Genomic DNA, 25,181 nt, shown 5'->3' with positions numbered 1-25,181 from the left:
TTTTATTTTTTTGTTTACATTTATTTAAATAAAATATATATTGTTTATTATAAAACAAACGAAAGGTGTTTTTGTTTATGAAAAATATTGAAAAGGTGTCTTTACACCTTGGTTATAAAACGGATAATGAGCAACTCCATTGTTTATATTGTGATTTGACCTTATCTGTTCATGAAATTTTTTCAATAGACGGTCGTTTTTTTGATGCTACGTATAAAATGCAACAACATATAAACGAAGTACATGGCGACAATTTTGAAATGCTTTTACAACGCCCTAAAAAAGACATTGGTCTCTCAGATATTCAGGTGGAAATGCTACGCTATTTTTATGAGGGCTTAAGTGATGAGGAAATTGTCGAAAAGTCCGATACCATTTCAAGTGTCTCAACTGTCCGACAACATCGTTTTAAAATGCGCGAGCGTGAGCGCCAAGCACATTATTATTTAGCGTTAATGGAACTATTAAAAACACCGCATCCATATTCGGTACATGAGGGGGCAAAGCAAGTGGATGAACGTTATGCCATAACAAATGATGAGCGCCAAAAGATTTTAAGTAACTATTTTAAAGAAGGTTTAGATGGTGCTATCGAGACCATTCCGAGTAAAGAAAAGCGCAAAATTGTCATACTGCAGCATATTATCACACGATTTGAAGCAAAAAAATCGTATACAGAGGCACAGGTCAATGCCATTTTGAAAGGCGTTCATGAAGATTACGTTTCGCTACGCCGCTATTTAATTGAATATGGCTTTATGACGCGTAGTGATGACGGTTCACGTTATGAACTGACAACTCATTCTTAGCCAAAAAAACCAGGTGCTGCTAAAAGACACCTGGTTTTTTCAAGATAATTTATTGTTGAACGAGTCGCACAAGTAATGTCGAAAGTGTTGTTTTTTCTTCATCTGATTGTGTAACTTTCCATAACTCTTGCAGTAAATTTTGCTCACTATTTTGCGGATCTTCATTTTTAGCTAGATGTTCTGCGACGAATTTAGCACCTTTTGCTAACGTTTCTTCGCTCAATCCAAGTTTTTCACCACGTGATACTTGCTTACCTAAATAAGATTTGAAATCTTCAAAATCATCTAAGATTTTTTGCTTCTGTTCGGGAGTTAAATTATTTAACTTTTTATCTACTTGGTTTAAATTTTCATCCATTGCTAGAACCTACTTGAAATAGTTTGTACTAGTACATGTATTAGGATGCCCTTTATTTATCTAATTAAACATTATAGTTTGAAAAATCGCTTTGTATTGCTCGCAACTGTTTCAAAAAACACCGTTTCCTCTACTTGCATAATATCCGCAATTTCACGGCCGATATGCGGTAAATACATTGGTTCATTCGTACGTGATTTGGGCTTCGGTTTCAAATTTTTTGGAATTAAATACGGTGCATCTGTCTCAATCATGAGACGGTCTAGTGGCATATATTGTAGTGCATCACGTAATTCCGTACCGCGTTTTGGATCACATACCCAGCCCGTCACACCTATATGAAAGCCTAAATCTAAATAATTTTTAAGTTGCTCCTTATCACCCGTGAAGCAGTGTACAACTGCACGTTCAATAAGCGCTGGATGCTGCTTCATGACATCGATAAATTCGCGATGTGCTGCACGTTCATGTAAAAAAATCGGTAAATCATTTTCTTCAGCTAAAGAAAGCTGTGTCTCAAATACGCGGTATTGGTCCACCGGGTCTGAATAGTTGCGATCAAAATCAAGGCCACATTCTCCAACCGCAATCACTTGTGGTTCTTTATAAAGGGCACGTAAACGCTCCGCAGACGTATTATCAAATGTTTTCGCATCATGTGGGTGCACACCAGCTGTTGAAAACAATACATGCTCATGCTTCTTCGCCATCGCTAATGCACGCTCACTACCTTCTACACTACCACCTGTTAAAATCATTTGTTTGACACCCGCTTCTAGTGCGCGTGTCAGTACATCACGTTCTTTTCCTAAAAATTGATCTTCCGTTAAATTTAAGCCAATATCAATCATGTTGTCAGTCCTTTTCGTTAAACAATATCCTTATCATACGATGTTATATGCCGTTATACAATGATATTGTTTCCTACAAATCTTCCAGTTCATTCGCCTGCTCTGTTGTTAATTTGTAGTTATCAATTATTTGCTGCTTCGTGCCAAGGAACGTCACTTCACGCAGGCTCTGCTGTTCAAATGCTATTTCCATAAATAACCCTGGCATAAAAGAATCCCCGTATTTTAACACGCGGTACAGGCGATAGCCCTTTTCAAAGCCGATAAAATTCTCACTCAGCACAAAGCTTTCGGTTGTCATCATTTCCTCTTCTAAAAATAAATCGACAAATTCCGATGTCTCAATCGGATAGCCCCGATACATCCGTGGATAGCGCTCGGTAAACTCTAAATGCTGCTCCTCGCAAAATTCTTTACTATAATAGGCGACATCCACCATATCCGGATATTTTTCGATGTCCTCCCACACGACATCTGCCATTGTAAACGGCTCCTGCTCTATATGATACTCTTTTTTTAAGGTGTCATAATGCTCGTCAAAATAGCTCTCCCTCGTTTGATGCATTTTATAAAATAAACGAATTTCCTCGCTGGCAATAAAGATTGCTACCGGTCCGAGTGTAGGATCTGGAAATACCCACACCTCTGCAGGAAAGGTTTCTGCTAAATAATCACTATCGAGAATCCAGATGCCATTTTCCTGAATTGCAAATAAGCGCTCGTCTTCACATCGCTCAATCACTTGCTCAGTCGTTAACTTTAAAGCTTTCGCTGCCTCGGTTACACTGATTCTCATCGTTACTAGCCCCTTTCGCTAAAAATAGTTGTAGTAGTATTATTCTCGTATTTGAAGGACTTAAAACCGAAGGCCTAAAAGCAGCCAATTACCCTAGATAATTTACAACAAAAATGTGTACCTTCTAAGCTATGATGTCTACTGGCAAAACGCACTTTCCCAAAAAGCGTCAAAAAATTATTTGAACTTATTGTTAATTATCATCATACTATGGAATAGAAAGGGGATTTTTTCGATATATGATTGAATTACTGATTGTTCTTATTATTGGCCTTGCTTCTCTTGTGGCCATATTTTATTTTTTAAAAACAGAGAAAATCGTCTATCTCGTTGCGTTTGTGGCAATTGCCTTAGTACCGATTCTATCTATGACTTACGTGCCACAATGGATAGCAAAAACCGCAACAGCTGACAAAATCACTGCGACGACGATTTATTCAGCAGCTCATGTCAACGCACCTAATGATCAATTTTTAGCGAAGCCGTCTATTTTTTATTTTACGAACCAAAAAATCACCGACACCAAAACGCTTAAACAGGTGAACGAGGCTGTAGCAAATGCGACAACAACAAGCGCCCCATCACGTAGCGAGGCCTGGATGGACTTCATTATGATGAATGACAAAAAAGAGCAAAAACGCTATCAGCTATTATTAGCGGAGCCTCATGCCGTATTATACGATGTCGACAAAAAACACTATTATGATTTTGCGAATACAGCACAAGAACAGCAATTATATGATATTTTCTTCCCGCAAACACCCAATCTATTTTTTGTCGCCTTATTTGTCTTAATTCTTTTAAATGCTGGTGTATCCGCATGGTTACGTCATCGTCTAGATATTCCAAAACGCACACTCCTGAAAACGCCACTTTGGTCAATCGTCATTCTCGTTGTGGGAGCCATTATCTTTTTAGCGTATATTTCGGCTGCGACAATGTTTAATGCAGCAATTTTCCTTTGCCTGATTACGCTTCACATCGCCGTTTATATTTGGTATGAGCATCGCTATCATAAGCTCAGTATGCATTACTTTTACGCGATTATTATGTATTGTGGCTTTTATTTATTTGCCGTTATTGTGATGGCTAAAAATATTTTATAAAAAAAGAGGAAGGACCCTAATAGGATCCCTCCTCTTTTTTACGTTGTTTTAACTTGAATGACCTTGCCGCCACATGTCATTCGCACTTGCTTACGTGCCTCTGCCATCGTGCGCGCCTGCACTTCGGTCGTTTGACGCTTTCCATCCTGTTCATATTCAATCGTAAATCGCTTCGTTCCACAGCGCATAACGCCTCACCTCATGTGCGATTGTAACACAGATGAAACAGCAACGCGCACTACAAGTTCTAGCCTTTCGTCCGTAATTTTTCTGTTTTCATATCATTTTCCACGAATTCGCAACATTTTGTTGTAATACAGCGTTTCTTTTATACGTTGTCTATTGTAAAATAGATACATTCGAATTATGTGATAATTCAAATAGTTTATGTAAAAATTCGGATATTATGGATGAGAGCACCTTTTCTCATCATCACTGGAGGGCAATTTATGAAACTTACAGCACAAGAAATCGAAATTGTTGAAATCTTAGAAAAAGACGCTCGTATGGATTTAGCGAATGTAGCTAAAATGGTCGGGTATACATTAGAAGAAACTGAAGCTGCTGTCAAAAAATTAGAAGATCAAAAAATTATTGTACGCTATTTATCCCTTGTTGACTGGACAAAAATTGAAGAGCACCCAGGTGTACGCGCAATGATCGATGTCAAAGTAACACCAAAACAAGGTGTTGGCTTTGATGATATTGCAGAGCGCATTTACCGCTTCGACAAAGTGCAATCTGTCTACTTGATGTCAGGTGCCTACGATTTATCCGTTATCGTTGAAGGCAAATCAATGAATGAGGTCGCAAACTTCGTGTCACAAAAATTATCAACACTTGATTCCGTCATCTCAACAACAACGCACTTTATTTTAAAGAAATACAAGCACGATGGCACAGTTTTAGAGGCTGGCAATCAAGATAAACGAATCGTGGTGTCTCCATAATGATTACATCTAGAAAAAGCTATGTTTCCAAAATGGTGAGCGAGCTGAAGCCATCTGGTATTCGTAAATTTTTCGACTTAGCAGCAGGAATGGAGGGTGTTATTTCACTTGGTGTTGGTGAGCCCGATTTTGTGACACCATGGCATGTACGTGAAGAAGCCATCCGATCACTCGAACAAGGATTCACTGCCTATACACCAAATGCGGGACTTCTTGAACTACGCCAAGAAATTGCACAGTATATGTATAATGAATTTGATGTTACATACGATCCAGAACATGAAGTCATCGTAACCGTTGGCGCAAGCTCTGCCATCGATATTGCGATGCGCACGATTTTAGATCCGGGTGATGAAGTAATTGTTGTTGAGCCTTGCTTCGTATCCTATGTACCGACTGTCGAGCTTGCAGGCGGGACTGCGGTGACGGTACAGGCTTTACAGGAAAATGACTTCAAAATTTTACCGGAGCAATTAGAAGCGGTGACAACTGAACGTACAAAAGCGATTATGATTTGTTCACCAAATAATCCAACCGGTACGATGCTATCAAAAGCTGATTTAGAAGGCATTGCCACATATGCCATCAAGCATGACTTACTCGTGATTTCGGATGAAATTTATGCGGAGCTTGCTTATGACGAAAACTATACGAGCTTTGCGGCAATCAATAATATGCGCGAGCGTACGATTTTAATCAATGGCTTCTCAAAAGGCTTTGCGATGACTGGCTGGCGCTTAGGCTTTGTTTGTGCACCACAGGAAATTTCAGAGGCGATGCTAAAAGTATTCCAATATCAATTAATGTGTGCATCGACAATGGCACAGTATGCGGCCATTGAAGCTCTACGCAACGGTCGCCCCGAAGTCGACATGATGGTCAAAAGCTACCGTCGTCGTCGTAACTTTATCGTCGAATCCTTTAATGAAATGGGCCTTAGCTGTCATAATCCTGGCGGTGCATTCTATGCCTTCCCGTCGATTAAATCAACAGGTCTTAGCTCACAGGAGTTTGCTGAGCAGTTATTACAACAGGAAAAAGTAGCCGTTGTACCTGGTGATGTATTCGGAGAAAGTGGCGAGGGACATATTCGCTGCTCATATGCTTCATCACTTGAAAATCTACAAGAAGCGGTAACACGCATTAAACGCTTCGTCGAATCATTAGAAAAATAATGCATGAAAGAGACTGTGACAAAATACGTCATGTTCCTTTTTTAGCGTTCGCAACGAAAAACCGGAACCGCGCCACAGCGCGATTCCGGTTTTTTTATGCTTATAGGAGCAGTTGTTTTTTTACACGTATGTCTCAGCCTCTTTGTGTTGCGATTAATTTTTGTTCGCTTAAAAACTGCTCCCACGCGGTGAGATAGCCTTTTTTATTGTCCGCTGTCACTTGATACGTAATCGTGAAACGGTAAAATTCCTCTGCCACAAGCGAAGGCAATTTAAAATCATATAATACGTCATAGACCTTTAAATTATACTCAAACGGCTGAAAGGGTTCTTCAAAATTGATTGATTATAGTCATCGCGGTTTTCATATAGCCAAAGCATTGCTACATATAGAAATTGATTTTTACAGCGTAGCATATGCGTTTCATCCGTTAGTAGCGCACGTGAAATGACGTGCTCCGCCACTAAATCCTCTACGTATTGTGCCGCTAATGCATCCTCGCCCTTAAAAATAGAAGCAAGTGCGAGCACTGTATCTGACTGTTCACCACTAGACACTTCTTCTAGCGCCTTTTTCACGGCATAATCTAGTGGAATATACGCACTTTTTAAACCAAAATAAAGCCTATCCCAGTCTAGTGTAATATGCTCCATTAAAAATTCGTACGATATCGCTAAGGATAGCGGATTTTCTGGCATGACGAATAATTCATCTGAAAATAATAATTGTTCATTTGTCATACGATATAATTCCCATCTTCCCCTGCACCGCAGTCTCCCTCGGGATCTACACCCTCATAGGCACCTACATATAGCACCTTATCGCCTCGAATAACCCACTGCATACCATGTTCCTCTTCCCAACTACAATCTAATTCTAAATCAATAATCGGTACACTACGGTCTGCTGGCTGTGTAATTTGCATACCACGTGGTGTGATTTCTTTTAATACATCGCGCGGCGTTGCAAAAATTTGCGGCTCCTCATCAATCTCTTCTAAAAACTCATTGCAATAACGAATAGCTGCCTCACAAATTTGTGTAATCTGTTCTTCTCTTAGTGTGTTGAAATGCGCCACACACAGTTCTGCATAGGCAATATCCTCTTCGCTTTCAAAATGAATTTCAATCTCTTTTTCAAATAAATTGATATACGCATCTGCTTCGAATTCACCATCATAGTCTCTAATATTTTTAATCATTCTATGTATCCCCTTTGGTTTATTTTGAAATAAACAATCACAACTAACTGATTACCTCAGATAGCGTGTTTTAGATACGACTTAATTTTAAATATGCGTCATTTCTAAGAAAATAGCGCTATAAAAGTCGTATTTATTTGCCTACATTCTATTTTATCAAAAATAAATAGTAAATTTTTGGCGATAATTACTAACTTTTGTCCATTCAAGTAATTAAAAACGGGCGAAAAACACCCCATAGAGGACGATTTTCGACCCATTTTATGCGATTTCGGGCATTTATAAGCCCCCCTTTCTTCGCTGTCAGTGCTTTATAATGACACATTTTCGTGTGCGTTAAATAAATGACATCATTTTTGTTTCCATCTTGATTTTTGAGCACAAAAGCACCCGGCAGAGCGCCAAAACAGCCTCGTTTTAGCTCTTTATCGGTTAAAATCCGTATTTTGCATTGCTTAAAAATAATGATCATTTGATGAAAAATCGTAAATAAAAATTTTCATTGACAGCTTTTTACACGTTATTTAGTAATTGCTTATTTTTTCGTATGAAAATAGCTGGATTTTGGCACTTATTTTCAATTATGTTGTAGTCAAAACCCGCTTCCTGAGCGCCTAAACGATTTCATATGAGTCATTTTTCTGTTCATCGTCAGTTAACGCAGCGTCTTTGTAAAACATACGATACGATTGGCCTCGGTAAAACCTAGCTTTTTATGCATTCTAATGCTGGCATCATTTGATAACTCACAATCACTCGCAAACTCGCGACATTTTTTATCCTTAGCCCAAAGCTCACAGCTCTTCACGAGTTCATTCGCGATGCCTTTCATGCGGTACGCTTCCTTAACATATAGTCCCTCTAAATAACCAACAGGAGATGAATCGGTGCCCTCCACATACTCATGACGCAGCTGACACTGAGCAAAGCCAACTGCATAATCTTGATCTAGCGCGAGTAAAATCAATGCTTCGTCATCCTCAATCCATGTTTTAAATTCCTTTGTAAATGCTGCTAAATCATTGTTTGGCCATAGTAGTAGCGCAAGCTCGGCGACACGCATGGCCTCATTTTTTTCTGCTTGACGAATCATTTTACTTCCTCCCTCGTTTGGATATACTACCTGTTTCCCCTATATGAAAAAGGCAACCATGTTTTCGTTAAAATTAAGTTGGGGTATAGAAAGATTAGACGTATTTGAAGAACATGAGGTGAGCAACGGTGGGACAAACATTAATCGTATCAACAGAATCTTTTTCTCCCTACAAAACCATTGCCGCTGCACTAGAAGTAGCGGTAGATGGCGATACAATCGACATTACAGGACAATTTCAAGAACCAGTAACTATTGCGAAAAACATCCGTGTCCGCGGACAAGCAACTATTTTTAAACAACCGATTCGCGTACAGGCCAATGTGCGCTTTGAAAATATACATTTCCATTCCACTGTGACAGTCGAACAAGGCACGCCGTATTTTGCAAATTGTACGTTTGAACCTACTGCAGCTAACGCTCTTGACATTTTTGCACCTACGACATTTTTGCAATGTCAAATCCGTGGTGGGGACTACGGTATTTTTACGAAGGCGCAAACGATCATTCAAAGTACGACCATTCATGGAGCGACCATTGGACTTTATAGTCAGCAAGCATCTGTCACAGTTGAACATAGTACGATTTTAGACTGTAAAAAGTTTGGTATTTCAACAATTGATGGTGAGCTATTAGTGCATCACTCGAAAGTGTTACGCTCCGCCGAATCGAACATTAAAGTAGACGGCACTAAAACCACATTATCTGATAGCATCTCGAAAAATAGTCAGGATGGTGCTGGCCTATGGGCACTAAATCAAAGTGTGATTAGCATTACAAGAAGCGAATTATCCAATAATGCGAAGCCAAATATTAGCATCGCGCATAGTCAACTTTTTATTGAACAGACACAGCTACTAAATTCCAATCAATGTGGCATTTGGATGAAAGATCAATCGAAGGCTCAGGTGCTTGATTGTACGATTGGGCATAATATTTATGCCAATATCGAGCTTGCTGATTCTATGATTAATTTACAGGATTGTCGCATTGACCATTCCGCATCAGATGGGCTATATATTTCCAAGCGTTCGATTGCGCATGTGACAGGCTGTGATTTCAATCATAATGCAGGATCAAATGTATGCTTTATTAATAGTGATGGCAGTATCATTGATTGTACATTGCATGATTCCGCTAAAAATGGGCTATGGATATCAGATAATAGTAAAGTAACGCTCAAGCAGTCAAAACTATTCCGTAATAAATACCCAGCAGTCGGTGTGGAGACGAGCGAAATTGAAATGGAGACATGTGATTTTTTTGATGGCTTACAAAGCGGTGTGTGGTTAAAGGACCGCGCAATAGCGAATATCCACGATTGTCAGTTCAATAATCAGGAAGCCTCGCATTTAATTGTGGAAAAAAGTAGTCGCCTAACGATGACGCGCTGTACGCTAACAAAGGCCAATCAAAATGGTGTGTGGGCACGTGAGCAAGCCACAATCGAGATGGATGATTGTAAAGTTTCCGAATGTCGTTATCCTGGTGTTGGCGGTAGTCAATCAACGCTACATGTCAAAAATTCAACGATTGAACGTAATACTGAACATGGTGTGTGGCTAAAGGAAGGCAGTGTTGCAACGATTGATAATTGTGATATTGCGCTCAATGGCTATAGTAATATTTCACTCGATGATAGCGATTTGACGCTCGCAAATAGCCGTTTAAGTGATGCGAAAGAATACGGCGTCATCTTAAAAGAAAATAGCAATAGTATTTTACAACATACGACAATTCGGACGAGTGGCTATGACAATATTTATGTAGCGAGCATGGCGGCACTACAAATGACCGGCAGTATTTTAGAATATGCGGAGCGTAATGGTCTCTACATTCACTCAAATGCGAGTGCAACGGTGACAGATAGCCGCTTCGAGCATAATAAGCAGTATGGGGTATACGAAAAAAAAGACGCCACAGCGGTGCAACTCATTACGCCAGATTACGCTGGCAATACGCGCGGTAACTATTTAAAAGAAGGTGAAACGGTTGCCTCTACAGGCCCTGTACGCTTTAAAATTAGTACCCCAAAAACACAGGAAATTAGTGCTTTAAAAGAGTTAGATGCATTAGTGGGCTTACCAAAAATCAAAAAATCGCTCCATGATCTTGTACGTATTTCGCAGTTTAATACCGAAGTGGCAGAGCTTGGCTTTGATGACCCGATTCAAACAATTGCAAGTCACACGGTATTATATGGTAACCCTGGGACAGGGAAAACAACTTTTGCCCATATTTTAGCCAAGCTGTATAAGGAGCTTGGCTTACTCGAAAAAGGGCATGTTGTGCAAGTAAATCGCGAGCAATTAGTTGGTCCTTATATCGGGCAAACGGCACCAAAAACGCAGGAGAAAATCGATGAGGCGATGGGTGGTATTTTATTCATTGATGAAGCCTACGCGCTATCAAATCGTCATAGCTCAAAGGATTTTGGTTCTGAGGCAATTGAAGTGCTATTGGAGGCAATGGAAAAACATCGCGGGGAATTTGTCGTTATTGCGGCGGGTTATCCTGAGGAAATGCAGCATTTTTTAAAAAGCAATCCAGGCTTTGAAAGTCGCTTTACACAGTTTTTCCAGTTTGAAGATTATACACCGGAAGAAATGGTACAGATTGCTGATAATATGCTAACGCAGCAAAAACGAACGCTTGATGCGCGTGCAAAAGAGGCGCTACTAAAGGAATTTATTCGCTTATGGCGTAAAAAAGATAGCTATTTTGCCAATGCTCGGACTGTTCGTAATGATGTCGCAAAAATGGTGACTGCTCAAAAGCTACGCTGTATGGACATCGATCGTACATTATGGACGAAGGAGCTGCTCTCAACGATTACGATTGATGATGTAAAAACCGTTGTGGCAAGCCCACAAAAGCGCGATTTCACCGTTCCTATTCAAGAGGACATGCTACAAGAGGCACTCGATGAATTATACACTCTCGTTGGGCTAGACAATGTGAAGCAATCCGTTACTAAGCTAATTGAGCTGACACGTTACTACCGTGATGAGCACAAAGGTGTCGAGCATTTAATGACGAATTTTGTATTAACAGGACATCCTGGCACTGGGAAAACGGTCGTCGCACGCATTATCGCGAAAATTTATGAGGCACTCGGTATTGTGGAACGTGGTGAATTAGTTGAAGTAACACGTGATATGCTCGTCGGGCCACATGTCGGGGATATCGAGCGCTTCACGCAACATTATATTCAGCGAGCGCGCCATGGTGTGTTATTTATTGATGAAGCCTATCAGCTCGCTCAATATGGCAATGAAGACGTCGGCAAGCGCGTCGTCGATACATTACTAAACTATTTAGAGCAATACCGCGATGAAATGGTCGTTATTATCGCCGGTTACCCCGAAAAAATGACCCAATTTATTAATCAAAATGAAGGGTTACAGCGCCGCTTCCGTGATTGGCTAAACTTCCCTGATTACACACCGGAACAGTTGCTGGCTATTGCGACACAAATGGCACAGCAATCTGGCTATCACTATTCCGAGCAGGCTTTACGCGCACTCTCATTTTATTTAATGAATGCGTATGAATACCGCGATGAAACATTTGGCAATGCGGGCCTTGTACGTAATATCGTCCAAAAAGCGATTCAAAATACCGATTACCGCTTTGCGAAACAATCAGATCCACTGGTCGATAAAACACTGATTACCGAAGATGATTTAATGCTTTGGGAATCAAAAGAATAATAATGTATTAAAAAAAGTAGGTATCGCTCATTGCGCTACCTACTTTTTATTTATAGAGCCACGACTTAAGAGAAAGGGTTATTTTTTCTTTGATGATTTTTTCTTCGTCGTTTTTTTCTTTTTCGCTGCTTTTTTCTTCGTCGTCTTTTTCGTTGTAGCCGGTTTATCCGGTGTAATCGCTACCTCATCCGTTTTGGCAGCAGCGTTATCACTCATCGGTTTCCATGTCACTTTTTCTGTTTTTGTTTCAACAACGACTGCTTGATCTTCCACAGTTGCTGCGCTTGCTGTCAATGGTGTAGCTGTCACAAGAGCCACGCCACATAATGCAAATACCCATTTTTTCATCATTTTCATACTCCTTCTTCTCAAGTCGATTATAGTATTTTTTATCTGATACTAATTTATCATATAAGCATTATTAAATAAATATTTTTTATAATAAAAGGTCTTATTACCCACTATTTTTTCCTAAAAATAATTTGCAGGATTTTGGACCTATTATTTTTTCTCAAAGACATAAAATGACTATTGACATAGAATTATCAGTTTGTTACGATAATTCACAACATAGAGCATACAAATTCATTGACGAGAACGAGTACATCCGATAGGTAGCACAGAGAACTGCTGAAATGGTGAAAGGCAGTGTACCGATTTGATTGAAAATCCTCTCCGAGAAGATTCGCTGAATTTCAGTAAGCGTATCCGGCTGTCTACCGTTAAAAGGAATGCGTATGATTGTACGTTATTGAAGTGCTATTGAACGAGTTGATGTATTCTTTCAATGTTATAGTGCTGTTGACGAGGCAAATTAGACATATTATGTCCAAAGGAATTGCGTATTGTAGCGATTCCTTTTTATTATTTTAGGACATACCTTACCTTCTGTTATCTATCTCGCTTTGTATGTATCTAATCTTTTATAGAAAGAAGGGCACTCTTTTGAGTAAAAACAATGTTTCATTTTCAACCTACGCACTAATTGGCACGATGTTATTTGGGCTATTTTTCGGTGCTGGGAACTTAATCTTCCCTATTCAGCTTGGACAAATGGCCGGCGAAAACTTTTGGCCGGCATTAATCGGTTTCCTCGTGACCGCAACGGGACTACCATTACTCGGTATTTTAGCAATTGGCCTAACAGGTAGTAACGGTCTGCGTGACCTTGGTAGTCGCGTACACCCAATATTTGGGCTTGTATTCTCTGTTGCACTTTATTTAACAATCGGTCCATTCTTTGCGATTCCTCGTACTGCGACTGTACCTTTCACAGTTGGTTTTGAGCCGTTTATCGCACCAGAACATCTGACATTATTTCTAGCATTATTTAGCTTTATCTTTTTTGCAATCGTTTATTATTTCTCATTAAATCCCGCAAAAATCATGGATTATATCGGTAAATATTTAACACCGGCCTTTTTAATTTTCTTATTCGTATTAATTATTATTAGTGTAATTAAGCCGATGAGCTCATTTCAGGGCGCTGTAGGTGATTATATCGACCATGCCTTTATTAGCGGCTTCAAAGAAGGCTATAACACGCTTGATGCGCTTGCGTCACTAGCCTTTGGTATCGTTGTCATCAATGCGATTAAGCAACAAGGCATTACCGATAAAAAAGCCATTGCTAACACAACATGGAAAGCAGGTCTTTTCGCCATTCTTCTAATGAGTATCATTTATGGCTTCATTACGTATATGGGTGCAATGAGTGTTGGCACAATCGGCTCATTTGAAAATGGGGCACTTATTTTTGCAGCAGTGGCAGATCATTACTTCGGCTCATTTGGCGCCATTTTACTCGCCATCATCATCGTGCTTGCTTGTTTAAAAACAAGTATCGGCTTAATCACATCATGTAGTGAATTTTTCCATGAAGTATTCCCGCGTATTAGCTATAAATGGTACGTCTTCATTTTATGTGCCGTATCATTTACAATTGCCAACTTTGGTTTAAATAATATCATTACGTACTCTGTACCGGTATTAATGTTCTTATATCCACTTGCCATTGTATTAATTCTTTTAGCGCTTTGTGCACCATTATTTAAAGCGCGTCGTGCCGTATTTGCGACCGCAATGTTCTTTACATTCTTCATCAGTATTATGGATGCCTATACGGCATTAATTCCGAATGTAAAAGCAGCACAGCTCGACTTCCTTGATAGCATCGTCGCATTTTATGCCGAATTCCTGCCATTTTATAGCTTAGGACTTGGCTGGATTGTTCCTGCTTTCGTCGGCGCATTACTTGGCTACGTCTACACACTTTTTAAAAAAGCATAAGCACGTATTGGAAGCCTTGACATACGTATCTCCTATCGAGCATTAAAAAAACCGGAATCGCGCTATGGCGTGGTTCCGGTTTTTCGCTGTACAAAAAAATCGCTATTGTTAGCGATTTCTCCTTATTCACCTACTACCCATGTTTTTGCGACAGCGGCCATTTCGCGAATATGCAGTTGTACGGTAACGGACTCAGGCGTTTTTGCCGCCACTCTATCGGCCGTTAAGCCCTCTTTTTTCGCTAAATAGCCGGCACGATACAAATGAAAATCGTTGGAAACGAGCGTAATCGCTGTCTCATTTTTTGGTAATAATTTTTTTGAGTAGCGCAGATTTTCTGTCGTTGACATCGACTCATCTTCTTTGACAATACGCGTCGCCTCAATTCCATGTGCGATTAAATAATTGGCCGTTACTGCTGCCTCTGACTGCGGCTCATCGGCTCCTTTACCACCAGAGACGATGACATTCACATGCGGATATTTTTTCAAATAAGGTACCGCCGCATCTAAGCGCTCTTTCAATGCTAATGAAGGTTCTCCGCTCGCCTTCACCTTGGCCCCTAAAATAATCATATAATTCGCTTGTCCGTTAGCTGTCGTTTTAGCACCACTCATGACACAGGCAAATAGCACTCCTACGATACTGACTACGACCACAAGTAGACCAATAATCCATTTTTTCATCAAATCCCCTACCTTTTCTTCATAGTACGTATTTTTTTGCAATAAGTTGCTTCCTATTTTTTTGAATTAGATACTAAGTCATTGTTTAGTGAATAAAATAGAGTAAAATACCCACCAAAAAGATTGCTATAGACCGATTCTTTTTATTCATATATAATAAATTGAATTTTCAAAAAAAGAATGGAGGGTTTGTATGAAAAGCATTAAAGCAAAGATTTTAACTGTGTTATTAAGTATTACAATCGCGTTTGGCGCATTGATTAGTTATTCCATTTACTCCTTACACTCAACAACGGATTCGTATTCAAAACTAATTGATAACGAAGGGCAAATCCGCAATAATATGCAGGTTGTCGTTAGTGAATCTGTGAAGCAGTCATTATCCGTGCGTGGCTTGATTGTATCAACAGCACTTAAAAATGAGGAAGAATTTAATAAGGCAAAAGATGAAATTGATACACGTCTACATACGTCGCAACAACTTATTACTAAGCAGCAAGACAAAGATACGATGAACCATTTATTAGCATTAAATAATGATTTTAAAACGCAATTCGATGACATGAATACATTAGTGAAAAATGGTGGTACAGAAAAAGAAGCGATTAATTATTGGCAAATGAAGGTCTACCCTGTTGGGCAAGAAATGATGAAAACTGCGCAAACATATGCAACAAAAGTAGCGGAGGATATGGAGAAGCAAAATGAGCTAAATAACAAGCATACGTCACAAGTATTTATTTTTATGATTATTTTAACAGCAATTGCAATCATTGCAGCAATGCTTGCAAGTATGATTTTTGCACGCATTATGAGTGAGCCTATCAAGCGCGTCACAGAAGCAACGCAGCGTGTCGCAAATGGTGATTTAACTGTAGCTACACTTGATATCCGTTCAAAAGATGAGGTGGGTGCTTTAACGACAGCCTTTAATCAAATGGTCGAAAATTTACGTGGACTCGTTCAAACGGTATCAGAAAGTAGTGAGCATGTGGCGTCGTCATCTGAGCAATTAATGGCGAGCTCGGACCAAACATCAAAAGCAACCGAACAAATCACCTCATCGATTCAAGAGGTGGCATCAGGCTCGCGCATGCAAGAGGAATATATTGATGAAAATAAACGTGCACTAGAAGAAATGTCAATTGGTGTATCCCGCGTTGCCGAAGCAACACATTCAGTTGCGGAGCTATCGGACAATGCGACACAAATCGCGCAAATCGGACAGCAATCTATCGAGCAGGTCATTACACAGATGAGTCAAATTAGCACCTCAACGAATGATACAGCACAACGTATTCACTCATTAAATAACCGTTCGGCGGCGATTGCTGATATTGTGAGTGTCATTACCGACATCTCAGATCAAACAAATTTACTAGCACTCAATGCAGCGATTGAAGCGGCTCGTGCTGGTGAGCATGGTAAGGGCTTTGCGGTCGTTGCAGATGAAGTGCGTCACCTTGCAGAGCAATCGAAACAATCTGCCGATGATATTGCGAAATTAATTGCCGAGATTCAAAGTGATACAAAACAAGCTGTTGTGGCGATGACGCGTGGCTCTGAAGATGTGTCTGCCGGTATGAAGGCTGTCTCACAAGCTGGTACTGGCTTTAATAAAATTAATGAAGCGGTTGTCCATATTTCTGGTCAAATTATGGACATTACAGCCGTTGCACAGCAAATGTCTGCCTCAGCAACGCATATCGTCGATGCGATGCAACAAATTGCGACGCTATCACAAGATGCTTCTGGCAACTCAGAAAGCGTAGCCGCTGCGTCTGAAGAGCAACTTGCTTCAATGCAGGAAGTAACCGCCGCCGCGGAATCGCTATCACAGCGCGCAGAATCCTTATTACGTGAAATGCATTTCTTTAAAATTCAATAATTAAAAAAGGCAGGAATCACGCGATTGACGTGGCTCCTGCTTTTTAATCTTGTGTCCATCCTTTAAAACAAATATTCGCAAAGCAACGAATATTAAAAATATCCGATGCACGAATATTAATCAGTTGAACCCCTCGATCTGTCGGACTTGTACGCGAGAAGAAAAGGGTTCCGGGAATATCCATTTGCGTACCATTTTGTAGACAAATTGACCAAATCGGTTGATGTTCCTTGTAAGCTGCGAGCTCATCCACTAAAATAACGAGCTCATCCGAATAGTGAATCACCGCATAGCGATTGGCGCGTAACTGCCGACAAATCTCCGCGCGAAACTCTGCCGTATTGCCCGAATTAAAAATTGAAATTCTTTGCGTCTGCATCCATGTATTGTCGTCACACCTAACTGCATACATTGCTGTGGGACTGCCCATTTTGCACACCCTTTCTTTTTTATGTTACGTTCTTTTATACCCGTCTTCATTCCTTTTCTACCATGCTGTCAATTTTTTAAATAGGTTTGGATCAGTCGCTTTTTTTGTATTCTTAAAGTTGGCTAAAATTCTCTTTACTATTTTACACATCAAAAGACACTTTCAATATTTATACATTGAAAGTGTCTTTTAGATCTCTACTGCATAATTCGTGAGTTATTGTTTTGCTACTAATGCCTGTGCATGTGCTGTTTTTGCTTGCGCTAATAATGTAGGTTGCTCAAGATAGTCTAGCCCGGTAAGCGCCAATGCCTTTGCGCCGCGAATCAGTGCGCCATAGCCATAGTCCGAGTTTGCCGCTTCACGAAAGGCAGGTGTATGCGGCACAAGTGCTTCATCACCAATTTTCAAATAGCCATGTGCTGTTGGAACCTCGTAGCTAATATTACCGGCATCTGTTGAACCGAGTGACTTGCCACTATCTAATATGACGTTTTCACCAACTGCGGCCAAATGCTCACTTAATACTGCATCAACTGCTGGCGTCACGACTAAATCCTTCACCTCATTTTGGAAGCGTTCAATTTTCACCGTCGCACCTGTTGCAAGTGCGGCCGCTTCGGCAATCGCTTCGACCTTTTTAGCCGTTTCAGCGGTACGATTCCATGAGTTTGCACGAATATAAAAGCGCGCTGAGGCGTAGTCTGGCACAATATTTGGTGCGTCTCCACCGTTTGTAATAATGCCATGAATCCGCACATCAGCTGCCACATGTTGACGTAGCGCATTGATGCCATTGTAAAGCTGAATCACCGCATCTAATGCATTAATGCCTTCCTCTGGTGCACTGGCTGCATGTGCTGACTTTCCGTAAAAATGAAAATCAATCGGGTCAACTGCAAGTGAATCTGTCGTTGGCATCGTAATACCGAATGGGTGCAGCATAAGGGCTAGGTCAATCTTTTCCAAATAGCCATGCTTTACAAAACTTCCCTTCGCACTACCATTTGGACCCCCCTCCTCTGCAGGCGTCCCAAGAACAACAACCTTCCCACCTGTTGACTCCGCTATTTCACTCAGCGCAATCGCGGCCGCTGCGCTCATGACACCAATTAAATTATGCCCACAAGCATGTCCTAATCCTGGCAGCGCATCATACTCTGCTAAATACGCAATCGTCGGACCGGACTTCCCACTATCCTTTACTGCATAGAATGATGTTTCATGACCTGCAACGGCTGTCTGTACATCAAAGCCATTTTCCTTAAGCAAAGTCACGAGTTGCTCACTCGCGAAAAATTCCTCGTTGCCGATTTCAGGCTTCGCATGAATGGCCTGACTGATAGAAATATACCGCGCCTGCTGTTTGTCAATGAACTGCGTAATACGTTGTTGCTTACTGAGTACTGTCTGCATGATTAGAACCTCCTAAATGGTTATTTTTTTAATTCATCAAATGTTTTTAATAAGTCTTCCTGCGGCTCAACAACGATGCTTTGGCCGCCCTTTGTTTCTTCTTTTACAGCTTTTTGAATGTCTTCACTTTGGTATAATTCAGCGATTTTTTTGTATGTTTCATTATCCTTATCCTCTGCACGAACGGCAAAAATATTAATATATGGTTTAATATTATCACTTGCCTCATCCTCGCGATAAAGTGGATCTTCACCTGGTGATAAGCCTGCTTGGCCTGCGATACCATTATTAATAATAGCTGCCGCAACGTCTGGTAATACTTGCGGTGTTTGCTGTGCCACCATTGGTTTAATGTCTAGCTCTAATGGATTTTCTGTAATTTTTGATGCATCATCATATAAGCCGAAATCTGCTTTTAATTCAATTAAGCCAGCTGATTCTAATAATTTTAGTGCCCGTGCTTGGTTTGATGGATCATCTGGAATCGCGATTGTATCGCCTTTTTTAATGTCTTTTACATCTTTTAATTTTTCTGAGTACAAGCCAAGTGGTGCAAATACGGTTGATGCTAATGGTACTAGGTCATTGCCACTTTCTTTTACATAAGAAGAAAGGAATGATACGTGCTGGAATGCATTAATGTCGATATCCTTATGTGCTAATGCATTGTTTGGTAATGTGTAATCTTCAAATTCAACAAATTCAATATGGATGCCTTCTTTTTCTAATTTTTCTTCTAGTAATGGCCACTGCATGCCATCTGAGCCACTAATACCGATTTTCACGGTCTTATCTGCAGCGTCATCTGATTTCCCACACGCTGCTAATACAACGACAAGTAATGCTGTTACTAATACATATCCTAATTTTTTCATCTCTTAATCCCCTTATCTTCTTAAAATTTTCTTCGATACCGTATTTCCAAGCCACTGCGCTAATTGTACAAGCACAATCAAGATAACGACCGTTACAATCATGACACTCGTATCAAAGCGCTGATAGCCGTATGTAATGGCAATATGTCCAAGACCTCCGCCGCCTACTGTGCCGGCAACTGCTGAGAAGTCTATCAAACCAACCGTCACAAAGGTTAAGCCTAACACTAATGGTCCAAGTGCTTCTGGAATTAAGACAGTGAACACAATTTGCCAAGAGCTCGCACCCATTGCCTTCGCTGCTTCAATAACACCTGGGTCGATACTAATTAAGTTATTTTCGACAACACGCGCAATGCTAAAGGCTGCCGCAATGGTCATCGGAAAAATCGCCGCTGTCGTGCCAATCGTCGTTCCCATCACGATACGCGTTAATGGTGATAGCGCCACAAGGAAAATAATAAATGGAATGGGGCGAATAATATTAACGAGAATATTTAAAATGGTAAAGACGACGTTGCTTTCCATAATATTATTTTCGCGTGTCACATAAAGTAGTAACCCAATTACAATGCCGATAATAGCGCCAAAAATTAATGTTAGTAGCACCATGTAAATCGTTTGACCTGTCGCTTCTAAAATACGCGGCCAAAATAATGCCCAATCAACTTTCATGCACAACCACCTCCTCCATCTCTACGATTTGCTGTAATTCCGAAATAGCTTTTTTTATCGCTCGTTCATCGCCCTCAAAGGAAACAAGTAGATTGCCAAACATCTGCTGTTGCAATTCTCGGACCGTACCATAAAGAATATTGAAATAAACGCCGTATTTTTGCGTAATCTCCGATAATAATGGCGTATGTGTCGTCGAGCCTTTAAATAACACACGATATAAATGATTGCCGCCATTTTCCCGCCATTCTTTTAAAATTGCCTCAGACGGTCTATCCTGATTCACCGACTGAATAAAGCGCTGTGTCGTTGGATGCTGCGGGTTTGTAAATACGTCATACACATCCCCCGATTCAATCACAAAACCGTTTTCCATGACTGCCACACGATTACAAATTTCTTGGATGACATTCATTTCATGTGTAATTAATAACACTGTAATACCAAGCTCTGCATTGACGCGTTTTAACAGCTTTAAAATATCCGCTGTTGTTTCCGGATCAAGTGCCGATGTTGCCTCATCACAAATGAGAATGTCCGGGTTATTTGCTAGTGCTCGTGCAATACCAACACGCTGTTTTTGACCACCAGACAATTGCTCCGGATAATCCTTTGCCTTCTCTGATAAGCCGACAAAGGATAACAGCTCTTTTGTACGACGCTCAATTTCCTTTTTTGGCACTTTTTCAAGCTTCATTGGGTAGGCAATATTGCCAGCAACCGTGCGTGAGGTCATCAAATTAAAATTTTGAAAAATCATACCGATATTGCGACGTAGACCACGTAATTCTTTAGGTGAAAGCTTCATTAAATCGGTATCATGCACCTTGACTGTACCTACTGTTGGCTTTTCTAATAAGTTCACCATGCGTAGTAGCGTGCTTTTTCCCGCACCACTAAAGCCGATGACGCCAAAAATATCTCCTTTTTCAATTTTCAATGATACATTTTGCACCGCTTTCACTTCACGACTTTTCACTTTAAATATTTTTGAAACATCTGAAAATTCAATCATTTAAGCATCTACCTTCTCCCTCTTAGACGTAAGTTACATCAAAAAAACCTTTCGCTTCTCGAAATAAAAGAGAAACGAAAGGTGTTAAAATCGTACTCTTATCTTCCAAGTGAAACTACTTGCAGGATTTGGCACATTACTTTTTAAAAAGCTGTTGCCGAGATTTCACCGGGCCTGTCCCTCCATCTCTCTTGATAAGAACTATGTAATTATTGTTTGTTTTGATTGGTTTCATCATAAACCCTAGTAAATTACTTGTCAATAAATTTACTGAAAAAATATTTTTTTCTGAAAATAAGAAAATTATAGTCGTTAAAAAGAAAACGATTTCATTTTTTTACTGAAAATAGACAATTACTCACTGAAATAACGTAAAACTCGTATTTATATCCTTGTCATTCAGTAGACTTTTAAAAAAAATCGTGAAAAAAATACTTATAATTATACATTTGAGTCTAATTTTTTATAAAATAATAATAGAACAACAATTTGTAGCAAAGTGAAGGAGATTCTATGGCAGAAGGAAAAACAAAAAAGAAGAGTTTTAAGAAAACACTATTTAAAGGATTAATGGTTATTATCGGGGCTTTGATTGCGGCCTATGGACTAGAAGCAATCCTAATTCCAAATAGCGTATCCGATGGTGGCGTTACAGGTATTAGTATCGTACTATCACAATTATTCGGCTTACCGCTTGGCACGTTAATCGCAATTATTAATATTCCTTTTATTTGGCTAGGCTATAAGCAGATTGGTAAAAGTTTTGCACTCTATTCAATTTTAGGGATCGCAACGTTAGCAATCGGAACAATTATACTCCACCATGTCGATACAATTATTGAAGGGGACACGTTATTAATTACCGTTGTCGGTGGTATCATTTTAGGTTTTGGTATGGGTCTTGCACTACGTAACGGTGGTGCACTAGATGGTATTGATATGCTCGCAGTATTATTAGCGCGCAAGCTACCATTTGGTACGAGTGATTTAATTTTATTTTTAAATATGTTTGTCTTCATTCTCGTATCAACAGTATTCGGTCTTGAAGGTGCGATTCTTTCTGGTCTAGCATACTTCATCGCCTCAAAAGTAATTCATATCGTTGAAGAAGGTCTGAGCGGCTCGAAAACATATAAAGTCATTACGAAGGACCCTGATTTACTTGTCGAAACGATTCGCGATCGTCTTGGTCGTAGTTCGACATTGTCAGAGGTCTATGGTGGCTATTCAAATGAAATGTTCAAAGAAGTAACATGCGTCATTAACCGTATGGAAGATACAAAAATGAAATCAATTATTTTTGAAACAGACCCAAATGCCTTCGTTACTGTGTATGACACAGCCGAAGTTAAGGGCGGGAATTTCAAGAAAAAAGATATTCACTAAGACGAAAGAGGAATTGCAAATGCAATTCCTCTTTTTTAAATGCGTTCAATTAATTGCATTAAACGCGTATGAATGACAGACCAATGCACATTTAAATCGACGGTTGCGACGGTTAACGGATAGCCATTTAACTCGACAACTAAATCAACTGGTTCGTCGACCTGCGGATATAACAGCATACCCGCCATCATGGGCCGAGATTCAGCATTCTCTAAATAACTATAGAGCTGATACAGATTTTGCGCATGTACGCGCTCTGCTCCGTAACGCGTCGTCATGAGCGTATGCTCGTAATATTTCGTATCAATAATGATTTTTCGCGCCTCATTCGTCAAACAAATATCCGTCTGCATTTTTGGAATGAGTGAACGGTCTCCCTTTACAACACGCCCAACATGCCAATCTATATATTCACGTGACACCTGATAGTCATGTAGATGCTGCTTATAAAAATTACGGACAAACTGCTCAAATAGCTCATGCATACGATGCGTCTTTTCAAAATCAATAAAGCGCAGTCGCCCGTCTACCTCATCAATCATCGTATATAAATGAATCATGCGGCAAATATCTAGCAGCATGCGGTCATTTTGATTTTGACGATGAAATGTTAAATTCTCAAAATGCTGCGCTGTGACACGAATGGGTGTGATTTCTTGAAAATAGCGCAGCTGACGCGTTAATTTTGTTGTCGTTTGCCGCGTCAATGAGCCGTCATGAATTAATTTCACTAATGTTGCCCGTATAATTTGATTATGCAAAATATCGACTGAAAAGTGGTCTACCTCACTCACAACACGAGGCTTATGGCCAAGACGCATCGTTTCACGCATTAAAATTTTGCCGCGTGGTGCAGTCGTTTCTTGCTTTGTTGTTACATACTCTTTATAAAATCCACGCTTTACAACTGGCGTCAATCGGCGTTCAAAGGCTTGTGCAAATAACTCCACAAGTGCCTCATCATTCGACGCTGTCACAAAACGCTCACCCTGTTCTGGCAAAATACCAGCACTGTAGCTCAGCATATAATAAATATTCGCAATTGGAATCATCCACTAAACCTCATAGCGTAACTTCGCAATTTCCGTACGCGCAAGCTCCGGCTCATCGAACCAATACTCTTCTAATAACGGCGCAATCTCTAGGCGAATGACGCGATTATACCACTTCACCGCATCTGCCTGTGGCTGTGAAAAATAACTATGTCCTATCATAAAGCCACGTCCTAGATTTGGTTCCTCTGCAATAATTGCATTGAGCTTCGTCATTTTTTCATTAATAAAATTCGCTAATACGAGCGGTACTTCTGCATCAAGTAAATGCTGGCGAAATTTCTGATTAAACTGCGGTGTCAACGTCACAAACGCAAAACGACGACGCAGCGCATAATCAACAACCGCGAGTGAGCGGTCTGCGGTATTCATCATGCCAATAATTGATACATTTTCTGGAATATAAAACGGCGTTTCATCATATGCTAGTGGAATCGCAAATGACGGTCCGCGTTTATCTGCCTCCATCAGCGTCATCAGCTCACCAAAAATCTTACTAACATTCCCGCGGTTCATTTCATCAATAATAAAATAATAGGGATGCGATGGATCTTGCTGTGCCGTCTGACAAAATGTATAAAACACCCCATTTTTCAGCTCAAAGCCTCCGTCAACGGTCGGTTTATAGCCCTGCACAAAGTCATCATAGCTATACGACTGATGAAACTGCACCGTTCGGATGAAATGCTGTTCTTTAAACGGCATGTTTAAATAGGCTAACTGCTTCGCTAAATAGGTTTTCCCAACACCTGGAGGCCCCTGTAAAATGATATTTTTCTTGTATAAAAGTGCCTCTTGTATCATGTCTAATTGAGCTTCATCGAAAAATAGCTGTTGCTTAAGTTGTTCTTCATCAACCGTTAATTCTGCCTCAAATAAAGAGTACTGAATATGATTTGATGCTAAAAACTGCTCGTATTCGATATCATCGAAGGCATAAAAATCCCATTCAATCTTTGGCACATCAAGCGCTGTTAAAAACCCATCAATCGCCGGGTGTACCAATCGAAAGGATTTCTCAAACCAAATAAGCGGCTGCTCATATGTTGGAGAAAGCTCAATTTTATCCGTTAACGTCTCATTTACTTCATCAAGTTCTTTCTTTGTCAGCACCTTCTGAATGCGCGACATCATGACCGGCGCTCCGTCATACCAATAAAGCGCATATAATGCTTCCCCTGTTTCGAGTTGTTCATCAATAAACCGTTTCACAAAAGGAAGTTCATCCCCCTCCTCTGTGAACCAATATTTATCAAAGGAACCATCGCGATTATTATGCTCAAAATGAAAATAAGCCATTGGATTTTCATCAAAATCAAATCGAATGATTACTGCCATATTATCGCCCCCTTTTTCTATTCTAACAACATTTTAGCATACCCTTTATATTGCCTTAATATATTCCCCTTATTATAA

26 protein-coding genes and 1 riboswitch are annotated in these 25,181 nt (G+C 40.0%); of the genes, 8 read left to right on the top strand and 18 right to left on the bottom strand.

The window, feature by feature from the left end:
• The first annotated feature begins 77 nt into the window (after nt 1-77).
• Nucleotides 78-809 carry a DUF2087 domain-containing protein gene (locus ACFSY7_RS16995; protein WP_380148825.1) on the top strand — a complete coding sequence of 244 codons (732 nt, stop codon included), beginning with the start codon at nt 78-80 and terminating at the stop codon, nt 807-809.
• A 49-nt stretch (nt 810-858) separates the two neighbouring features.
• Here ACFSY7_RS16995 and ACFSY7_RS16990 read toward each other — a convergent pair whose 3' ends face one another.
• The 3 genes from ACFSY7_RS16990 to ACFSY7_RS16980 form a co-directional block, all read right to left on the bottom strand.
• Nucleotides 859-1,167 carry a DUF3243 domain-containing protein gene (locus tag ACFSY7_RS16990; RefSeq protein ID WP_139992948.1) on the bottom strand — a complete coding sequence of 103 codons (309 nt, stop codon included), beginning with the start codon at nt 1,165-1,167 and terminating at the stop codon, nt 859-861.
• Between the two features lie 71 nt (nt 1,168-1,238).
• Complete coding sequence (locus ACFSY7_RS16985) at nt 1,239-2,018, bottom strand: TatD family hydrolase (protein ID WP_380148823.1); 780 nt, start codon at nt 2,016-2,018, stop codon at nt 1,239-1,241.
• 73 nt (nt 2,019-2,091) lie between these two features.
• Entirely contained in the window at nt 2,092-2,814 is a 723-nt protein-coding gene (locus tag ACFSY7_RS16980; protein WP_380148821.1) for a hypothetical protein, read from the bottom strand.
• Nucleotides 2,815-3,053: 239 nt separating this feature from the next.
• Between ACFSY7_RS16980 and ACFSY7_RS16975 the strand changes: the two genes are divergently transcribed.
• Complete coding sequence (locus ACFSY7_RS16975) at nt 3,054-3,920, top strand: hypothetical protein (RefSeq protein ID WP_380148820.1); 867 nt, start codon at nt 3,054-3,056, stop codon at nt 3,918-3,920.
• 38 nt (nt 3,921-3,958) lie between these two features.
• Here ACFSY7_RS16975 and ACFSY7_RS16970 read toward each other — a convergent pair whose 3' ends face one another.
• Complete coding sequence (locus ACFSY7_RS16970) at nt 3,959-4,108, bottom strand: hypothetical protein (RefSeq protein ID WP_186439540.1); 150 nt, start codon at nt 4,106-4,108, stop codon at nt 3,959-3,961.
• Between the two features lie 261 nt (nt 4,109-4,369).
• Between ACFSY7_RS16970 and ACFSY7_RS16965 the strand changes: the two genes are divergently transcribed.
• Entirely contained in the window at nt 4,370-4,870 is a 501-nt protein-coding gene (locus ACFSY7_RS16965; RefSeq protein ID WP_126991770.1) for an Lrp/AsnC family transcriptional regulator, read from the top strand.
• Nucleotides 4,870-6,045, top strand: a complete 1,176-nt coding sequence (locus ACFSY7_RS16960; RefSeq protein WP_380148819.1) for an aminotransferase — start codon at nt 4,870-4,872, stop codon at nt 6,043-6,045. Before ACFSY7_RS16965 ends, ACFSY7_RS16960 begins: the two co-directional genes overlap by 1 nt.
• 133 nt (nt 6,046-6,178) lie before the next feature.
• On the opposite strand, the gene ACFSY7_RS16955 is transcribed toward ACFSY7_RS16960, so the two are convergent.
• The 5 genes from ACFSY7_RS16955 to aac(6') form a co-directional block, all read right to left on the bottom strand.
• Nucleotides 6,179-6,304, bottom strand: coding sequence for a hypothetical protein (locus tag ACFSY7_RS16955; protein ID WP_380148818.1), 126 nt, complete (start codon nt 6,302-6,304; stop codon nt 6,179-6,181).
• Nucleotides 6,305-6,345: 41 nt separating this feature from the next.
• A complete protein-coding gene (locus ACFSY7_RS16950; RefSeq protein ID WP_380148817.1) occupies nt 6,346-6,786 on the bottom strand; it encodes a DUF2247 family protein in 441 nt (146 codons plus the stop codon).
• Nucleotides 6,783-7,247, bottom strand: a complete 465-nt coding sequence (locus tag ACFSY7_RS16945) for a DUF6985 domain-containing protein (RefSeq protein ID WP_380148816.1) — start codon at nt 7,245-7,247, stop codon at nt 6,783-6,785. Before ACFSY7_RS16945 ends, ACFSY7_RS16950 begins: the two co-directional genes overlap by 4 nt.
• A 205-nt stretch (nt 7,248-7,452) precedes the next feature.
• Nucleotides 7,453-7,719 (bottom strand): hypothetical protein, encoded by a 267-nt coding sequence (locus ACFSY7_RS16940; RefSeq protein WP_380148815.1) that lies wholly within the window; start codon nt 7,717-7,719, stop codon nt 7,453-7,455.
• A 183-nt stretch (nt 7,720-7,902) separates the two neighbouring features.
• Nucleotides 7,903-8,340 carry an aminoglycoside 6'-N-acetyltransferase gene (aac(6'), locus tag ACFSY7_RS16935; RefSeq protein WP_380148814.1) on the bottom strand — a complete coding sequence of 146 codons (438 nt, stop codon included), beginning with the start codon at nt 8,338-8,340 and terminating at the stop codon, nt 7,903-7,905.
• A gap of 128 nt (nt 8,341-8,468) precedes the next feature.
• Between aac(6') and ACFSY7_RS16930 the strand changes: the two genes are divergently transcribed.
• Nucleotides 8,469-12,053 (top strand): right-handed parallel beta-helix repeat-containing protein, encoded by a 3,585-nt coding sequence (locus ACFSY7_RS16930; protein ID WP_380148813.1) that lies wholly within the window; start codon nt 8,469-8,471, stop codon nt 12,051-12,053.
• A gap of 78 nt (nt 12,054-12,131) precedes the next feature.
• On the opposite strand, the gene ACFSY7_RS16925 is transcribed toward ACFSY7_RS16930, so the two are convergent.
• The gene (locus tag ACFSY7_RS16925; RefSeq protein WP_380148812.1) at nt 12,132-12,404 is read right to left on the bottom strand and encodes a hypothetical protein; all 273 of its coding nucleotides are present in this window, start codon (nt 12,402-12,404) and stop codon (nt 12,132-12,134) included.
• A 594-nt stretch (nt 12,405-12,998) separates the two neighbouring features.
• Between ACFSY7_RS16925 and brnQ the strand changes: the two genes are divergently transcribed.
• The gene (gene brnQ / locus ACFSY7_RS16920; protein WP_255411585.1) at nt 12,999-14,342 is read left to right on the top strand and encodes a branched-chain amino acid transport system II carrier protein; all 1,344 of its coding nucleotides are present in this window, start codon (nt 12,999-13,001) and stop codon (nt 14,340-14,342) included.
• A gap of 122 nt (nt 14,343-14,464) precedes the next feature.
• Here brnQ and ACFSY7_RS16915 read toward each other — a convergent pair whose 3' ends face one another.
• Entirely contained in the window at nt 14,465-15,070 is a 606-nt protein-coding gene (locus ACFSY7_RS16915; protein ID WP_380148811.1) for a YdcF family protein, read from the bottom strand.
• Nucleotides 15,071-15,221: 151 nt separating this feature from the next.
• Between ACFSY7_RS16915 and ACFSY7_RS16910 the strand changes: the two genes are divergently transcribed.
• Entirely contained in the window at nt 15,222-16,916 is a 1,695-nt protein-coding gene (locus ACFSY7_RS16910; RefSeq protein WP_380148809.1) for a methyl-accepting chemotaxis protein, read from the top strand.
• Nucleotides 16,917-16,959: 43 nt separating this feature from the next.
• On the opposite strand, the gene ACFSY7_RS16905 is transcribed toward ACFSY7_RS16910, so the two are convergent.
• The 5 genes from ACFSY7_RS16905 to ACFSY7_RS16885 form a co-directional block, all read right to left on the bottom strand.
• Entirely contained in the window at nt 16,960-17,346 is a 387-nt protein-coding gene (locus ACFSY7_RS16905; RefSeq protein WP_380148807.1) for a hypothetical protein, read from the bottom strand.
• 216 nt (nt 17,347-17,562) lie between these two features.
• A complete protein-coding gene (locus ACFSY7_RS16900; protein ID WP_380148805.1) occupies nt 17,563-18,762 on the bottom strand; it encodes a M20 family metallopeptidase in 1,200 nt (399 codons plus the stop codon).
• Nucleotides 18,763-18,782: 20 nt separating this feature from the next.
• On the bottom strand, nt 18,783-19,637 hold the full coding sequence (locus ACFSY7_RS16895; RefSeq protein ID WP_380148803.1) for a MetQ/NlpA family ABC transporter substrate-binding protein: 855 nt from the start codon (nt 19,635-19,637) through the stop codon (nt 18,783-18,785).
• A gap of 12 nt (nt 19,638-19,649) precedes the next feature.
• Nucleotides 19,650-20,312, bottom strand: a complete 663-nt coding sequence (locus ACFSY7_RS16890) for a methionine ABC transporter permease (protein WP_380148801.1) — start codon at nt 20,310-20,312, stop codon at nt 19,650-19,652.
• The gene (locus ACFSY7_RS16885; protein ID WP_380148800.1) at nt 20,302-21,327 is read right to left on the bottom strand and encodes a methionine ABC transporter ATP-binding protein; all 1,026 of its coding nucleotides are present in this window, start codon (nt 21,325-21,327) and stop codon (nt 20,302-20,304) included. Before ACFSY7_RS16885 ends, ACFSY7_RS16890 begins: the two co-directional genes overlap by 11 nt.
• Nucleotides 21,328-21,422: 95 nt before the next feature.
• Nucleotides 21,423-21,528: riboswitch (SAM riboswitch) on the bottom strand.
• Nucleotides 21,529-21,840: 312 nt separating this feature from the next.
• On the opposite strand from ACFSY7_RS16885, the gene ACFSY7_RS16880 reads away from it, so the two are divergent.
• Nucleotides 21,841-22,713, top strand: coding sequence for a YitT family protein (locus ACFSY7_RS16880; protein ID WP_380148799.1), 873 nt, complete (start codon nt 21,841-21,843; stop codon nt 22,711-22,713).
• 35 nt (nt 22,714-22,748) lie between these two features.
• Here the strand turns inward: ACFSY7_RS16880 and ACFSY7_RS16875 are convergent, their stop codons facing one another.
• Together ACFSY7_RS16875 and ACFSY7_RS16870 are read right to left on the bottom strand one after the other, a co-directional pair.
• Nucleotides 22,749-23,765 carry a 5-methylcytosine restriction system specificity protein McrC gene (locus ACFSY7_RS16875; protein ID WP_380148798.1) on the bottom strand — a complete coding sequence of 339 codons (1,017 nt, stop codon included), beginning with the start codon at nt 23,763-23,765 and terminating at the stop codon, nt 22,749-22,751.
• Between the two features lie 3 nt (nt 23,766-23,768).
• A complete protein-coding gene (locus tag ACFSY7_RS16870; protein ID WP_380148797.1) occupies nt 23,769-25,103 on the bottom strand; it encodes an AAA family ATPase in 1,335 nt (444 codons plus the stop codon).
• Nucleotides 25,104-25,181: the final 78 nt, after the last annotated feature.

This window comes from Kurthia populi, assembly GCF_042686175.1.
GTDB classification, from domain to species: domain Bacteria; phylum Bacillota; class Bacilli; order Bacillales_A; family Planococcaceae; genus Kurthia; species Kurthia populi.
The sequence above is the reverse complement of the archived record's forward strand: the minus strand, read 5'-3'. Positions and strand labels throughout refer to the sequence as shown.

Coding starts and splice junctions, on each gene's coding strand:
- ACFSY7_RS16995 (WP_380148825.1), top strand. CDS start 78: ATGAAAAATATTGAAAAGGTGTCTTTACACCTTGGTTATAAAACGGAT.
- ACFSY7_RS16990 (WP_139992948.1), bottom strand. CDS start 1,167: ATGGATGAAAATTTAAACCAAGTAGATAAAAAGTTAAATAATTTAACT.
- ACFSY7_RS16985 (WP_380148823.1), bottom strand. CDS start 2,018: ATGATTGATATTGGCTTAAATTTAACGGAAGATCAATTTTTAGGAAAA.
- ACFSY7_RS16980 (WP_380148821.1), bottom strand. CDS start 2,814: ATGAGAATCAGTGTAACCGAGGCAGCGAAAGCTTTAAAGTTAACGACT.
- ACFSY7_RS16975 (WP_380148820.1), top strand. CDS start 3,054: ATGATTGAATTACTGATTGTTCTTATTATTGGCCTTGCTTCTCTTGTG.
- ACFSY7_RS16970 (WP_186439540.1), bottom strand. CDS start 4,108: ATGCGCTGTGGAACGAAGCGATTTACGATTGAATATGAACAGGATGGA.
- ACFSY7_RS16965 (WP_126991770.1), top strand. CDS start 4,370: ATGAAACTTACAGCACAAGAAATCGAAATTGTTGAAATCTTAGAAAAA.
- ACFSY7_RS16960 (WP_380148819.1), top strand. CDS start 4,870: ATGATTACATCTAGAAAAAGCTATGTTTCCAAAATGGTGAGCGAGCTG.
- ACFSY7_RS16950 (WP_380148817.1), bottom strand. CDS start 6,786: ATGACAAATGAACAATTATTATTTTCAGATGAATTATTCGTCATGCCA.
- ACFSY7_RS16945 (WP_380148816.1), bottom strand. CDS start 7,247: ATGATTAAAAATATTAGAGACTATGATGGTGAATTCGAAGCAGATGCG.
- ACFSY7_RS16940 (WP_380148815.1), bottom strand. CDS start 7,719: ATGATCATTATTTTTAAGCAATGCAAAATACGGATTTTAACCGATAAA.
- ACFSY7_RS16925 (WP_380148812.1), bottom strand. CDS start 12,404: ATGATGAAAAAATGGGTATTTGCATTATGTGGCGTGGCTCTTGTGACA.
- ACFSY7_RS16910 (WP_380148809.1), top strand. CDS start 15,222: ATGAAAAGCATTAAAGCAAAGATTTTAACTGTGTTATTAAGTATTACA.
- ACFSY7_RS16905 (WP_380148807.1), bottom strand. CDS start 17,346: ATGGGCAGTCCCACAGCAATGTATGCAGTTAGGTGTGACGACAATACA.
- ACFSY7_RS16900 (WP_380148805.1), bottom strand. CDS start 18,762: ATGCAGACAGTACTCAGTAAGCAACAACGTATTACGCAGTTCATTGAC.
- ACFSY7_RS16895 (WP_380148803.1), bottom strand. CDS start 19,637: ATGAAAAAATTAGGATATGTATTAGTAACAGCATTACTTGTCGTTGTA.
- ACFSY7_RS16890 (WP_380148801.1), bottom strand. CDS start 20,312: ATGAAAGTTGATTGGGCATTATTTTGGCCGCGTATTTTAGAAGCGACA.
- ACFSY7_RS16885 (WP_380148800.1), bottom strand. CDS start 21,327: ATGATTGAATTTTCAGATGTTTCAAAAATATTTAAAGTGAAAAGTCGT.
- ACFSY7_RS16880 (WP_380148799.1), top strand. CDS start 21,841: ATGGCAGAAGGAAAAACAAAAAAGAAGAGTTTTAAGAAAACACTATTT.
- ACFSY7_RS16875 (WP_380148798.1), bottom strand. CDS start 23,765: ATGATTCCAATTGCGAATATTTATTATATGCTGAGCTACAGTGCTGGT.
- ACFSY7_RS16870 (WP_380148797.1), bottom strand. CDS start 25,103: ATGGCAGTAATCATTCGATTTGATTTTGATGAAAATCCAATGGCTTAT.